We start from the raw sequence: 14,275 nt of genomic DNA, 5'->3' as shown, positions 1-14,275 counted from the left end.
TATGGAACAACAATCGCATGGTGGCTATGCTGTTAGCGATTTTGGTTGTAGTTGTGCCCTTTCTCATCTACTATGTGATTGAGGCAAAGAAGAAACACCCTAAGGGTCTTATTTCGGCAGCCCTGTCAAATATGGGCGAACGATTTGGTTATTACATCATGAATGCAGTGCTGTTACTTTTCTTGTGTTCAAAGTTTGGTATCAGCGACGACATTGCAGGATGGATTTATGCCGTGTTCTATTTTCTCATTTATGTACTTAGCCTTCCCGGTGGTATGGTTGCCGACAAGTTGCAGAACTTCAAAGGTACAATCATGGCAGGCCTCCTTGTTATGGCGACGGGCTATGTAATTCTGTCTATACCGGTATTCGGTGGCAACCCTGGCGCAGTTCCTATGTGGGTGCTCATACTGACTTGTCTTGCCCTTGTGCTTATTGCTGCCGGAAATGGTCTGTTCAAAGGCAACTTGCAGGCTATTGTGGGTCAGATGTATGACAACTATGAGGCCGAGGCAGCCAAAAAGGGAGCCGAGGAACTTGCTATCGCCAAGTCGCGTCGTGACAGCGGTTTCCAGATATTCTACGTCTTCATCAACATTGGCGGCGTGATTGCACCTTTCGTTGCACCATTGCTGCGCAGCGCTATGCTCAAGCTCGACGGATTTATCTATAACGCTGACCTGCCTCGTCTGTGCCATGGATTTTTGGATAACACGCTGAAAGGCGATGACGTTCAAAACCTCACTACGCTTGCTGAAAGTTCTATCCTGAATGGTGGTCAGGTGGGCGATATGGCAACATTCTGCACTAATTATCTTGAAAGTTTCAATACAGGTGTGCATTACTCGTTCATTGCATCAGCTTTGGCTATGATTGCATCTTTCCTCATTTTCGTGGCTACTCGCAAGGTATATCCCAATCCTGTCAAGAAAGTTAAGGAAGTCCAAACAGTCTCCAAAGAAGAGGTTGCAGCTGACGCTAAGGAAATTAGACAACGCATGTATGCCTTGTTTGCTGTGCTGGGTGTGGCAGTATTCTTCTGGTTCTCATTCCACCAGAACGGACAGTCGCTCTCAGTATTCGCTCGCGACTTCTGCGATACAAATGCAATTGCTCCTGAAATTTGGCAGTGTATCAACCCGTTCTTTGTGATTGTGCTCACACCTATCATCATGATATTGTTTGGTGCATTGGCAAAGAAAGGTAAGGAAATCTCAACGCCAAAGAAAATCGCACTTGGTATGTTTGTTGCAGCCTGTGCATACATATTCCTTATGGCTATCTCCATTACCAACGGATATCCTTCTGGCGAAGCATTCAAGAGTTTGCCCGAAGCTATTAAGGTTTCAATGAAAGCCGGTCCGTGGGTACTGATTGTCACCTACTTCTTCCTGACCGTGGCAGAGTTGTTCATCTCTCCACTCGGTCTGTCGTTTGTATCTAAGATTGCACCTCAACACTTACAGGGTATCTGTCAAGGTCTGTGGCTATGTGCTACGGCTATAGGCAACCTGTTCATCGCCCTTGGTGTGACCATGCTCAATAGTTTCCCACAGCAGTGGCAATGTTGGGCTGTATTTGCAGGGTTCTGCCTCATCTCAATGGGTGTAATGTTGGGTATGCTCAAATGGCTCGAGCGTGTGACTAAATAACATTATTAAATATAAAGCGGAGACTCGCCCTCGTGACGGGTCTCCGCTTTTTTAAATTTATTGAGACATTATGTTTGAAGGACAACCTAAAGGTTTATTTGCGTTGGCACTTGCCAACACCGGTGAGCGCTTCGGCTACTACACCATGATTGCCGTCTTCGCTCTGTTTTTAAGAGCCAATTTCGGATTAGAGCCCGGAACGGCAGGAGTGATTTACTCTACCTTCCTTGGACTTGTTTACTTTCTTCCGCTAATAGGCGGTATCATGGCTGATAAGTTCGGTTTCGGTAAGATGGTCACCACTGGCATCATTATCATGTTTGCCGGTTATTTACTTCTCTCCCTTCCTATGGGTGGCAACACAGTTGCTATGCTTGTCATGCTTGCAGCATTGTTGTTTATCTCCCTCGGTACAGGACTCTTCAAGGGCAACCTGCAAGTGATGGTTGGCAACCTCTATGACGACCCAAAGTATGCTGACAAACGCGACTCTGCTTTCTCGCTTTTCTACATGGCAATCAACATTGGCGCCATGTTTGCACCTACAGCAGCAGTAAAGATTAAAGAATGGGGCGAGAACAGTCTCGGTATGTCGGGCAATGACGCCTATCACCTTGCTTTCGCAGTAGCGTGTGTATCGCTCATTGTATCGATAGCGATTTACTATGCATTCCGTCCTCTCTATCGCCACGTGGAAGGAGGCAATAAGACTGCAGCCGTACAGGCAGTTGAACAACCCGTAGAAGAACTCTCCAAAGAAGATACCAAGGCACGCATCGTAGCACTCTGTCTCGTATTTGCCGTGGTCATCTTCTTCTGGATGGCTTTCCACCAGAACGGACTCTCGCTGACTTATTTTGCCGATGAATTCACACAAACAGAGTCAACGGGACTTCAGTCGATGGCGTTCAATGTCTTTAATCTTTTCCTCGTTGTGCTCATCGTTTACGGAGCATTCGGCTTCTTCCAAAGTAAGACACCGAAAGGCAAAGGCATTAGCTGTGCATTTGTGCTTATACCTATCGCCATCCTCATCTGGCAGTATACCCGCGTGGATGGAGTGACCAAGCTTAGCGCACCCATCTTCCAACAATTCAACCCCTTCTACGTCGTGGCCCTCACACCATTCTCCATGTTCATCTTCTCCTATCTGGCGAAGAAAGGCAAGGAACCCTCCGCACCGCGTAAAATCGCATACGGTATGTTGGTTGCCGCAGTAGCATTCATCGTTATGATTATCGCATCAGTCGGACTGCCGATGCCACAGACAGGGATGGTTGATGGCGAGATGAAAGGCTTGCATGTAGCCGACGTTTCAGCCAATTGGCTCATCGGAACCTACCTCATTCTCACTTTCGGCGAACTGCTTCTGTCACCTATGGGCATTTCGTTCGTGTCCAAGGTAGCGCCACCGAAATACAAAGGTATGATGATGGGCGGATGGTTTGTGGCTACAGCCATTGGAAACCTTCTTGTCAGTGTCGGTGGTTTGTTATGGGGTAAGCTGCCACTCACACTGGTATGGACCGTATTCCTCGTGCTCTGCATCCTCTCAGCCCTCTTCATGTTCGCCATGATGAAACGCTTGGAGAAAGTAAGCTGAGGAAGTTCACACAGATGACAACTCATTATTAAAAATAATTTTTTTATAGTTCTAAAACGTGAGCCGCTGCGCAGTGATTGCGCAGCGGCTTTTTTGTAAGCGCAAATTGGCACGATTATTGCTGCTAAGTTCAATGGTTGTTAGTCAAGTACGGCGATATTGTTGAGCAAACTCGTACGAAGTTGGTTACCAAAGTCGTACGAAATTGGTCACCAAACTCGTACGAGATTGGTATGGAAACTCGTATGAGATTGCTTAACGAAAGGGCAACACTCGGATAACGGGCGGTGATGTTTCTGATAATCAATGTTTAACTTTTAAATAATAAGGAGGTCAAAATGTCAGTATTTGTAAGATTGGAAAAGAAGAAGTTTGGTGATGACAAGGCGCGTGGAAAGTGGTATGCCAAAGTGGTGCGCACGGGCGAAGTGGGCATCGACGAGCTGGCTGAGCGCATTCAGGATGTCTCGACGTTCAAGCGGGGCGAGGTGCGCGGTATTCTCATCGAGCTGTTGGAGCAGATGAAATCTTGTCTGGCGGAAGGGCAGACGGTCAATCTCGATGGGTTCGGGCGGTTCCATCTCTCGGTGGAGAGCGAGCCGGCGGAGAGTCCGGAGAAGTTCCGCACCGACTTGAACGTGAAGCGTGTGAAGTGCAGGTTCCAGCCCGCCGGCTATCGTCGGAAGGACGGATGCATCGTCCAGCGGCTGGCTGAGGGCGTGAAGGTGGAGCGTTGGAGGGATGAATGAGGGAAGAAATTTGGGTGAAGTGAATTTCTATGAATAATATTTGTTTGTTGGAGTTTATTTCATTATCTTTGCATTAAGCAAGTAATTATGCTTTCTCATTAATTAATAATTAAAAATGTGCGTTATGGCAAAGTATTATGTTATGATTAACGGACAACAGGAAGGTCCGTATTCTCCTGAAGAGCTTCGTGGAAAGGGTGTGACATCTAATACGAAAGTATGGGCTGAAGGATTTCCCAACTGGCTTGATGCTTCGCAAGTAGATGAATTAAAAAATGTCGTTTTGCAGATACCTCCAATCAACTCTGTTGCTCAAGACGGCGGTGATATTGGTATCTTCGATGCTGGTCCATCTGGAAAAAGTCGAGGCGTTGCAGGCTTATTGGCTATCTTGATAGGAACGCTTGGTATTCATTATTTCTATATTGGCAAGGCGGGAGGAGGACTGATATGCATTCTGCTCTCTATCGTGACTTGCGGTTTGTGGGGTGTCGTGACTTTAATTCAAGGTATCATGATGCTCACGATGAAGAGTGAGGAGTTTGAGCGGAAATATGTCAACTCGACCTCAACACTGCCTTTGTTCTGACGGAATGCGATAAAAAGATGACTTGTTGATTGATGTCAAAAATTGTTTGGAGTATTATTGGCATTTCAATTGTGCTGGGGATATACTATATATTCAATCCGATTGTAGATAATGTATTTCCCCAATGTCCCTTTTTAGCATTGACAGGCTTGCAATGCCCGGGTTGCGGTTCGCAACGGGCATTGCATTTTTTGCTTCATGGAGAACTCCGACAAGCTTTTATGTCTAATTCTTTTTTGATCATTGTCATACCGTTCTTTCTTTTTCTGATAATACTGGAACGGAATCGGACGAAGCTGCCACGTCTGTATAAGCGTGTGCATAACAAAAGATTTATATTCTTTTTTCTTTTCCTTGTTGCCGCTTGGTGGATAGGACGTAATCTGTCGGAGCAACTCTGAGATTTAGATGGTCATGCCTGCTCCCGAAAAATCGGTTTCTGCAGTCCGTATTTCTTCCGTTAGACACTCAGATGTCAGTAAGTCAATCCGAATGCCCAGAGGGGAATGATTTTGCCCGATCCGTATTCTATGTCGTCTCTGACAACATATCCCTCAGCGGCATCGGTAAGTTGCTTCTTGCCTTTCTTTTTTCCACCAACCTCAAAGGTCTTACCGGCAATCTCGAAGTCACTGATGCGTGAGCTGATGACTTCTGTCGTCACTCGCATCTGATTATAGAAGAACGTCTCACGGATATTGCCGATGTCCGTAGCTTCTCCGCCTAATAAGTAGGCGAGGCTGGTGTTGTCAAGGTACACCTTTTCGACTTTGCCAATGCCACGGATGCCACCCGTATCGTTGCGCAACTGACCTATCATTCCGGCTTGCTCCATATACAGGAAATAATCGGGCAGAATATTCCTGCTGACTCCAATAACGGTGGAGAGGGAATCCATCACAGGCTTAAAGGGCACACTTTGGGCGATGACGGCCAGCAGTTTCTTCAACTTGCGCCCTGTAGCAGCCGTCATGTGGGCATACTGTGGAATGTCAACCTCCATGGTTTGATTGATAACTTGGCGCAAACGTATTTCGTAATTGCAGTCATCGGAGAAAGGGTAGTAGCCTTTTAGGAGGTAATCGTTAAATAGCGGCAATGGATGACGGGCGGCATCGAGACGGGCTTTGTTCTCAAGTATCTCGCTTAACGTATAGACAGGCACTTCTATTGCATGGCGCAGCCAGAGGTATTCCCTGAAGCTGAGTCCTTGCATCATGAAAATGGGTGCCCGTCGGCTCAGGTCGGAAAAACCCTTATAGATGTCAAGCACGGATGAGCCCGTGAAACCTACTATCAGGTCAGTGTGAGAATCGTATATCTGTTTCAATTCCCTTGACCAATTTTCGTACTTGTGAATTTCGTCGATAAAAATCTGTTCACCACCTTCTTTGACAAACTCATCTACAGTTTCTGCAAGTGTGTGTGACGAGAAATACAAGTGGTCGGCAGTAACGTACAGCATACGCCGCTTTTCTCGATGCTCCTTGATGTATTGGAGTATCATCGTAGACTTTCCCACACCTCTTGGACCAACCAAACCGAACATACGGGACTCCCAGCTAATCCGGTCGTACATATACCGATGGAACGTTGAAGTGGTCTGCTTCAAAAGTCCTTCCATAAACTCAACAAGTGCTATATCCATGAGCTTGCGTTTTTAACGTTTACGATGCAAAGATACAAAAAATGCACTAAAGTAGTGCAATATTTGAGAAAAAATGCACTAAAGTAGTGCAATTTTTGCAATTTAAGTTCCCATACAAGTATGTCGTACATCGTAAACGTCTGTGGTATGGCGCTCCAGTCTATTCCTGGATGTTCGGTTTCTGCAGTCCGTATTTCTTCCGTTTGTCGGTGGCGTAGAGCAGGAGGGCTGAGATGAATGCCGCTGCACCGAACAGGGCGAAGATGGTCATCGAACGGGTGTAGGACGGGTCGGTCTCGTTGACGCGTCCTATCAGCATGCGGACAGCCATCAGACCGATGTTTTGTATGAAGAAAATCATGCCATAGGCTGTTCCGAGACGCCGCAGTGGAATGATTTTGGGCACGGAGGGCCACAGTGCGCTGGGCACGAGTGAGAACGCCAGTCCGAGAATGACCATCATTGATACTGCCAACAGACTGGAATGGAGGGGCAGCGAGAAGACGAAATGCACGACTGCCATGAGTAGCGTGCCGATGATGATGAGCGTGGCTCCGAATCCGCGCCGGTCGTATATGGTTCCGAAGAGTGGCGTGAGCACGATGCTTCCGAAGGGGATGATGGCGGGAATGAGTCCGGCAAGGCTTTCGGAGATGCCGTATTTCACTATCATCAGCTTCGGGGCGAAGTTGAAGAATGGGTTCATCGCCGAGTAGAACAGCAGACAGAGCAGCGTGACGAGCCAGAAGCCCGGGCTCTTTATCGTCACGAGGATATCGGAAAAGCGGAAGCTCTCGTCGTCGTCAGTCCCCTGTTGTACGGTTGCGGGAGCGCTCTTTTCCAACCGGCGGTCCATGACGCAATAGACGATGTAGAAGAGCAATGCTGCAGAGATGAGCACAAAGCTCAGGAGTAGGGGAGCGGAGAGCGAATGGCGGAGTGCCAACGGCAGGCTGACGGACATGGCGGCGCCTGTTCCCAAGCGCGCAAGACCTACCTGTATGCCCATGGCGAGTGCCATCTCATGACCGGTGAACCATTTCACCATGACCTTCGAGACGGTGATGCCGCACATCTCATTGCCCACGCCGAAAACGGCGAAGCCCAGTGCCGAATAGATAACTTGCCGTTTGAGCATCATGTCGGGAAGCCCCAGCAGGGGAAGATTGACGTGCGTGGCAGCATCGGGCGTGATGAATGTGACGGCATAATACATCATCAGTACACCGGCAACCATCAGCGTGCAAGCCAATATGCCCGTGAAGCGGACGCCCATCTTGTCGAGAATCAGTCCGCCGAAGAACAGCATCAGGAGAAAGACGTTGATGAATCCGTAGGAGCCGGAGAAGAATCCGTACTCCGTGCTCGTCCAGTTCATGCCACCACTGGCTACCGGCGATTCGAGGAGTGACTCCAACGGCGACATCTGATAGGTGATGTAATAGCCCATCATCATGGTGAAAGCAACGATGAGGAGTGCTGTCCAGCGCACCACTGGCAAGTCGCTGAGTTTTCTGCGGAGTTGTTCGGTCATGCGTCAGTTATATATAATAATGTAAAGAAAGCCGCGGACGGTTCATTACAAACCCTCCGCGGCTGTTTTGTTTTCTGAATCTTATTCTTTGATGTTGGGCTCCTCGAGTCCGAGGTGCTTCTTCTTGTCAACAATCTTGAGGATGAATCCTAACAGCAGGGCAGCAATACCCAAGCATGCCAACATGATGAGCGGTGCTGTATAGTTGAGCTGGTCGGCAGGCGTTCCCTCGGGATTGGTCGCTGTCAGCACCTTTCCGATGAGCAGCGGGAAGAGCCAGAGTCCGATGTTCTGAATCCAGAAAATCAGCGCATAGGCAGAACCAATCACCTTGGCATCAACAAGTTTCGGTACGCTCGGCCACAATGATGCCGGAACCAACGAGAAAGATGCACCGAGAATGAGAATCGTCAGGTAGGCAATGACAACTCCACCGGCACCATTTCCCTTGAATGCGGGAAGCACGAAAGCGAATGTCAGGTGGCAAGCGATGAGCAGCAGCGAGCCGAGTACGAGCATCGAAGCAGCTTTTCCCTTGTGGTCAACGTAGCTTCCGAGTATCGGCGTGATGAGCACTGCCAGCAGTGGGAACACGGCGAAGATGGCTTCAGCAGACTGGCGCATGTAGCCCATGTAGCAGTAAACCACGAGAGAGACAACAGAGATTGTCAGCAGACAGTATTTCATGCCTTTGTTCTTCTGGAAGTTGCTTGCGAATCCGGCTGCTGCCACAACGAGCATAATGACGTACTGAACGATGGTCACGCTGTTGCTTGCCCAGAACGAGTCAGAAGCCGGAGCCGTCAGGTCGAGGTTGCACTGCAGCATGTTCACGGCATATTTCTGGAACGGGAAAATGGCTGAATAGTAGAGTACGCAGAGCAGTGCTACGAGCCAGAAGCCACTTGAGGTGAGAATCTGTCCGAGGTCGCTGATTTTGAATGGGTCGTCTTTCTCTTCTGCCTCGCCCGTCTGTGCATCGAGCTTCTTGTCCATGAAGAAGTAAACGACAAACATGATGAGTGCAATGCAGAGCAGCACTACGCCAAAGGCAACCGAGCGCGAAACGCTGACTTCACCGCCGAGCTTGGCAAAGAACGGTGAGAAAATCATGCACGTAGCAACACCGAGGCGTGCGAGTGCCATTTCAGAGCCCATAGCCAACGCCATCTCGCGCCCCTTGAACCATTTCACGATACCACGGCTCACCGTGATACCAGCCATCTCGACGCCACAGCCGAAAATCATGAAACCGATGGCGGCTACTTTGGCGGAGGCGGGCATGCCCTCGTAGAATGGACTGACGCCCAACTCGTCGAAGCCGGGAATGTAGTTCAGGTTGTTGGTAAACCATGTCTCCAATCCGCTACCGATAAACGAATCACTCACTGCATACCATTTAATCACTGCACCGATGAGCATCACCACGCCGGAAAGAATGGCTGTGAAGCGCACACCCATCTTGTCGAGGATGATTCCGGCAAAGATGAGGAAAAACACGAACACGTTGAGGAACGTCTCTGCGCCCTGCATCGTACCGAAAGCATCGGAGTCCCACCCGCGGGTCTCCTGCATCAGGTCCTTGATGGGCGAGAGAATGTCCATGAAAATGTAGCTGCAGAACATGGCGAGCGCCAGGAGCAGCAGCGCCGTCCACCGCATGCCGGCAGAGTCGCGCAAGGTTTTCTGAATTGTTTGTGTCATTTTAAGGTTATTTTTAAGTTAATGATATTGCGTTAAATGATTCTTTTACGATGCAAAGATACAAAATAGAAATAAAAAAGCGTTATTTTATTTGTTTTTTATAAATAAATCTTCGATGAAAATATACTTGCAAACAAAAAAATATGTAGCCACCGATTTCAGTATATCTTGTTTTTAACGGATTAAATCCGCAGTTATTTAATGCGGAAGTGAACCGAGAGTGGGTAGTGGTCGCCAAGAGGTGACACACCATCTTCACGGAAATAGGTTTTGTTATGGAATATCACGTTTTCCAGTATCAGTTTGCTATTAGAAGCGGTGGGGTTGATGAAGAATACTTTGTCGGGAGCTTCGCCGTTGACCGTCCAGCCGCTGGTGGGACTATCGTATTGTATGCGGGTATCGCCCATTGAGGGATATTTGCCGCCTTTTTCCTGCTGAATCCACGCATCGGTGATAGTGGCGCGACCAGAGCGGTTGATGACGTTAATAACCTGACTTTCCACGCTGTCACGTACATAATAGGTGTTCAAGTCGCCCATGATGATAATAGGACGATGATCCAGATGTGCCATGATATAGTCGCGTAGTTGGCGCCACTGGCTCATGCGTACTAAGCGGTCTTCCTCGTCGGTTCCTGCAAGTTCCTCCTCTGTATCACCTGCATCCATGTGCATGTTGTAAATGACAAGTTGATGTCCAAGGGGAGTTGTCACCTCATAGCGGCGGAATCCCTTTACTACGTTCTCGTCCCAAGCATGGGCAAAATAGCCACAGTTACGGTTCCAACGCACGCTGTCTGTACGTTCAACCTTTAGACCTTTTTTCCAGAATCCCTTGAGACCATCAGTATTGAAACGGATTTTTTCGGGATTCTCTTCGTTCGGTTCATAGATCAACTTAACCCCGTTCATCATACCTCCTCCCCAACAGTCAAAGTCGTAGCCTTCGGCAAAGGAACCAGATAGCTCTTGATCATAGTCAAAGTCTTCTTGCACGCCGATGAAATCGAAACCGCCTTGAGTCAACCACTGCCCGATGACTGGTGTGTACTCCGGACCAGGATTATCCAGACCCACCAGCCCGTCCACGTTCAGCGTACACACGCTAAATTGTTCTTCCTGCACTTTAGGCTCTGGATCGCTCTCGTCATCACAGGAAACCATGCACGCGCATACCAATGCTACCATGATGGTGGAAAGTATGCTTAAAGTATTTTTCTGGTTCATCATATTGGTTATAATTGTTATTTTACGATGCAAAGATACAAAACAGAAATAAAAAACGCTATCCTTATTCGTTTTTTTAGATAAGGACTTTGCTTGTTTATTATAAAATATGTGGAAAATACACCTTATCATTCTCAAGAAATATCACAACATGAAAAACATCAAAAAAATTGTCATATATTTGCATAAATTGAAGTTTTCCTTGTCATAAAAAGAACTTGCTTTTGTAGTTTCGTAAAAAAGTATTTCCTTTGCACCATGAATGAAACGAAACCCATATTGACTGTTACTGGAAGTGACTCAACGAGTGGCTCTGGAGTGCAAGCAGACATCAAGACGATTTCTGCTTTAGGTGGATATGCGGTTTCTGCAATTACTTCAGTTACGGTGCAAACCACTCTCGGTATTCAGGAGTTTCATGACCTGCCAGCAAAGATTGTAGAAGGACAAATAGAGGCTGTGATGAATGACGTGGAGCCTGAAGTTATCAAGATTGGAATGATTCGGCGAGTTGACGTGTTGGATGTTATTGTCAATGCCATTCGTAAGTATAAGCCTAAGCACGTGATTTATGATTCGGTGTTCCTTTCGAGTTGCGGAGACGCACTTGTTCCAGAAGAAGTGGCAAAGGCTATTTCTGAACGATTGTTACCTCTTTGCACACTTGTTATTCAATTTGATGCAGCTTCCAGACATGGGCTTGCCAATCATTATTCGAGTGCCGTGGCGGTGTATCTGAGCAAAGGAGAGACTGAAGAACGCGCTCAACAACTTGCCAAAGCATACGTGAATGCGCAGGTCGTGAGAATGGGAGGCTTGCAGGGACGGAGTAGCGAATTGTATAATGAATTTATAGATGCGCTCGAAACTCATATGTTAACCAATAGCGATGTACATTTCTATGCCGATTGCCTGAATGTAAGTTCGAGGTATCTGGCACAAGTAACCAAACGTATTTGCGGAAAAGCTCCCAAGACGATTATTGACGAGCGATTGATGCAGGAAATAGAGTTGCAACTACTTACTACGGATAAGACCGTACAAGAAATCGCCTATCATTGTGGCTTCTCTTCACAAGCACATTTTACCAAGTTCTTCAAGAAGATGAAGAATATTAGTCCTACAAAATTTAGGAAATTATGAAACAAGACAGACAAACATTGAATCGCAATTTAGCACAGATGCTAAAGGGCGGAGTGATTATGGACGTAACGACCCCTGAACAGGCTCGTATTGCCGAACAAGCAGGAGCGTGCGCAGTTATGGCTTTAGAACGAATACCTGCCGATATTCGTGCGGCTGGTGGCGTTTCTCGTATGAGTGATCCGAAAATGATTAAAGGAATACAAGCAGCCGTTTCCATTCCTGTTATGGCAAAATGTCGCATAGGACATATTACCGAAGCTCAGATATTGCAAGCCATAGAGATAGATTATATTGACGAAAGTGAGGTTTTAAGTCCTGCTGACAATATTTATCATATAGACAAAACGAAATTTGACGTGCCTTTTGTTTGTGGAGCGAAGAATTTAGGCGAGGCATTAAGACGAATTGCCGAAGGTGCTACGATGATACGAACGAAAGGTGAACCAGGTACGGGCGATGTTATACAAGCAGTTAGTCACATGCGACAGATGCAAAGCGAGATACGTCGATTGGTATCTATGTCGGAAGACGAGTTGTTTGAAGCCGCCAAACAATTGCAAGCTCCCTACGAATTGGTGAAGTTCGTACATGAGAATGGTAAATTGCCCGTGGTAAACTTTGCGGCTGGTGGTGTAGCTACACCTGCTGATGCTGCTTTAATGATGCAATTAGGCGCAGAAGGCGTATTCGTTGGAAGTGGTATCTTTAAGAGTGGCAATCCAGAAAAACGTGCTGCTGCCATTGTTAAAGCAGTTGCCAATTACAACGATGCGAAAGTATTGGCTGATTTGAGCGAGGATTTGGGCGAAGCAATGGTTGGAATCAACGAACAGGAGATAGAATTGTTGATGGCAGAGAGGGGTAAGTGACGGGAGCCCCCTCCAATCTCCCCCCCCAAAAATGGGGGAGGCTTTGTGCTTCCTCGAGCGAGGACTTGGGCGAGGCAATGGTTGGAATCAACGAACAGGAAATAGAATTATTGATGGCAGAGAGGTGTTCAACACAACATTATTGTATGGGAAAGACAATTGCAATATTGGCTTTACAAGGTGCTTTTGCGGAGCATGCACAAACACTGAATCGCTTGGGAGTAGAATCTTTCGAAGTGAGAAGCTTATCTGATTGGGATAGACATAAAGACGGTCTCATCATCCCTGGGGGAGAATCTACCGTACAAACCAAGTTGTTGCACGAATTACAATTGTTTACGCCTATCCAGCATGCCATTCAAGATGGATTACCCGTGTTTGGCACTTGTGCAGGATTGATTCTTTTGTCGGATAAATGCTTGAATACGATGGATGTTGATGTTCGTCGTAATGCTTATGGTAGACAATTGGGAAGCTTTTACGTGGAGCATGAGATGGAAGGTGTGGGGAAGAATGTTCCAATGACCTTCATTCGTGCTCCGTACATCAATCGGTTGCTGTCAAAAAAAGTAGAGGTGCTTGCCGAGGTTGACGGACATATTGTTGCCGCACGACAAGGAAAACAACTCGTTACGGCTTTTCATCCCGAGCTAAATCAGGACTTGCGTGTACATCAATATTTCTTAGGATTATGTTCTATGTAAAGATGATGTTTTGATTTTTTGTTTATGATATGTTGATTTATAATCAACTTCATCAATGTCTTGTTATCTCAAGAATTTGGTGTGCAATCACCGTACCTTAGAAAAAATGTTTTGTTTCATGTTTGTGTCATTTTAAGACTATTTTTAAGTTAATGATATTGCGTTAAATGATTCTTTTACGATATATTTTACGCAAGATAGAAATAAAAAAGCGTTATCCTTATTTGTTTTTATAAAGAATTTATTATCTTTGCAATGTGTATATTGTGAATAAACATAACAATGATATTGTTGACGTTTTAATCTTTTAATTCATAATAATAATGTTTTTAAAATTACAACAAATGAGCAAAGCAGTTAACGCAAAGAACTTCTATTTAATGTTAATGGTAGTAGTTATGCTAATAGCAGATATCATGCTATTTGTCTCTTGTAGTGAGGATAATGATGAAAAAATATTCCTTTTTAATCAGTGGGAAATGACCAACAAGGAAGATTATAACTATCCACTGCTAAAAGAGTGTGAAGGTGTTGTTTGGGAGTTTATAAAGACAGATAAGCAAATTTTCCTTTGTAAACAATATTGCAAAATGTCTGATGGGAAATGGTATGCGTATAAAGAAGGTAAAATAACAATATTTACCGCCAGCGAAAATTCTGGAACAATAGAGTTTGTATTTGAAGGTAGTGAATATCAATACACAATCAATGGAAATACATTAATGTTGTCTAATGAAGGAAAGATATATAAGTTTAAATTAACTAAAGGTGTCGTCGGTAGGGGATACGTAAACTATTATCCAAAATAATCAATCTAATTTGTTTTATAAGAACGAAATACAAAAACG

At 46.0% G+C, this 14,275-nt stretch carries 13 protein-coding genes; 9 read left to right on the top strand and 4 right to left on the bottom strand.

Annotated elements, in window-relative coordinates:
- Positions 1-131 precede the first annotated feature (131 nt).
- The 5 genes from GRF55_RS06085 (at position 132) to GRF55_RS11825 (ending at position 4,994) form a co-directional block, all read left to right on the top strand.
- Positions 132-1,652: a peptide MFS transporter gene (locus tag GRF55_RS06085; RefSeq protein WP_220369640.1), complete on the top strand. Its 1,521-nt coding sequence runs from the start codon at positions 132-134 to the stop codon at positions 1,650-1,652.
- A gap of 70 nt (positions 1,653-1,722) precedes the next feature.
- Positions 1,723-3,255 (top strand): peptide MFS transporter, encoded by a 1,533-nt coding sequence (locus GRF55_RS06080; protein WP_220367572.1) that lies wholly within the window; start codon positions 1,723-1,725, stop codon positions 3,253-3,255.
- A 338-nt stretch (positions 3,256-3,593) separates the two neighbouring features.
- Positions 3,594-4,004, top strand: a complete 411-nt coding sequence (locus GRF55_RS06075) for an HU family DNA-binding protein (protein WP_220367571.1) — start codon at positions 3,594-3,596, stop codon at positions 4,002-4,004.
- Between the two features lie 124 nt (positions 4,005-4,128).
- Positions 4,129-4,593 (top strand): GYF domain-containing protein, encoded by a 465-nt coding sequence (locus tag GRF55_RS06070; protein ID WP_220367570.1) that lies wholly within the window; start codon positions 4,129-4,131, stop codon positions 4,591-4,593.
- A 32-nt stretch (positions 4,594-4,625) separates the two neighbouring features.
- Positions 4,626-4,994: a DUF2752 domain-containing protein gene (locus GRF55_RS11825; RefSeq protein WP_220367569.1), complete on the top strand. Its 369-nt coding sequence runs from the start codon at positions 4,626-4,628 to the stop codon at positions 4,992-4,994.
- A 74-nt stretch (positions 4,995-5,068) separates the two neighbouring features.
- Here GRF55_RS11825 and GRF55_RS06060 read toward each other — a convergent pair whose 3' ends face one another.
- The 4 genes from GRF55_RS06060 to GRF55_RS06045 all read right to left on the bottom strand — a co-directional run bounded on the left by GRF55_RS06060 (position 5,069) and on the right by GRF55_RS06045 (position 10,711).
- The gene (locus GRF55_RS06060; protein WP_220367568.1) at positions 5,069-6,241 is read right to left on the bottom strand and encodes an ATP-binding protein; all 1,173 of its coding nucleotides are present in this window, start codon (positions 6,239-6,241) and stop codon (positions 5,069-5,071) included.
- A 160-nt stretch (positions 6,242-6,401) separates the two neighbouring features.
- Positions 6,402-7,775 (bottom strand): nitrate/nitrite transporter, encoded by a 1,374-nt coding sequence (locus GRF55_RS06055; RefSeq protein ID WP_220367567.1) that lies wholly within the window; start codon positions 7,773-7,775, stop codon positions 6,402-6,404.
- A gap of 81 nt (positions 7,776-7,856) precedes the next feature.
- Positions 7,857-9,479 (bottom strand): MFS transporter, encoded by a 1,623-nt coding sequence (locus GRF55_RS06050; protein ID WP_220367566.1) that lies wholly within the window; start codon positions 9,477-9,479, stop codon positions 7,857-7,859.
- Between the two features lie 194 nt (positions 9,480-9,673).
- Positions 9,674-10,711: a hypothetical protein gene (locus tag GRF55_RS06045; protein WP_220367565.1), complete on the bottom strand. Its 1,038-nt coding sequence runs from the start codon at positions 10,709-10,711 to the stop codon at positions 9,674-9,676.
- Positions 10,712-10,966: 255 nt separating this feature from the next.
- Between GRF55_RS06045 and GRF55_RS06040 the strand changes: the two genes are divergently transcribed.
- From GRF55_RS06040 to GRF55_RS06025, 4 genes are all read left to right on the top strand, one after another.
- The gene (locus GRF55_RS06040) at positions 10,967-11,851 is read left to right on the top strand and encodes a hydroxymethylpyrimidine/phosphomethylpyrimidine kinase (protein ID WP_220367564.1); all 885 of its coding nucleotides are present in this window, start codon (positions 10,967-10,969) and stop codon (positions 11,849-11,851) included.
- Positions 11,848-12,723, top strand: coding sequence for a pyridoxal 5'-phosphate synthase lyase subunit PdxS (pdxS, locus tag GRF55_RS06035; protein ID WP_220367563.1), 876 nt, complete (start codon positions 11,848-11,850; stop codon positions 12,721-12,723). The genes GRF55_RS06040 and pdxS overlap by 4 nt, the downstream gene beginning before the upstream one ends.
- Before the next feature lie 146 nt (positions 12,724-12,869).
- On the top strand, positions 12,870-13,427 hold the full coding sequence (pdxT, locus tag GRF55_RS06030; RefSeq protein ID WP_220367562.1) for a pyridoxal 5'-phosphate synthase glutaminase subunit PdxT: 558 nt from the start codon (positions 12,870-12,872) through the stop codon (positions 13,425-13,427).
- A 344-nt stretch (positions 13,428-13,771) separates the two neighbouring features.
- A complete protein-coding gene (locus GRF55_RS06025; RefSeq protein WP_220367561.1) occupies positions 13,772-14,236 on the top strand; it encodes a hypothetical protein in 465 nt (154 codons plus the stop codon).
- Positions 14,237-14,275 lie beyond the last annotated feature (39 nt).

It is taken from the genome of Prevotella sp. Rep29 (genome assembly GCF_019551475.1).
In the GTDB taxonomy this organism is placed as follows: domain Bacteria; phylum Bacteroidota; class Bacteroidia; order Bacteroidales; family Bacteroidaceae; genus Prevotella.
This window is presented reverse-complemented; position numbering and strand designations above follow the sequence as displayed.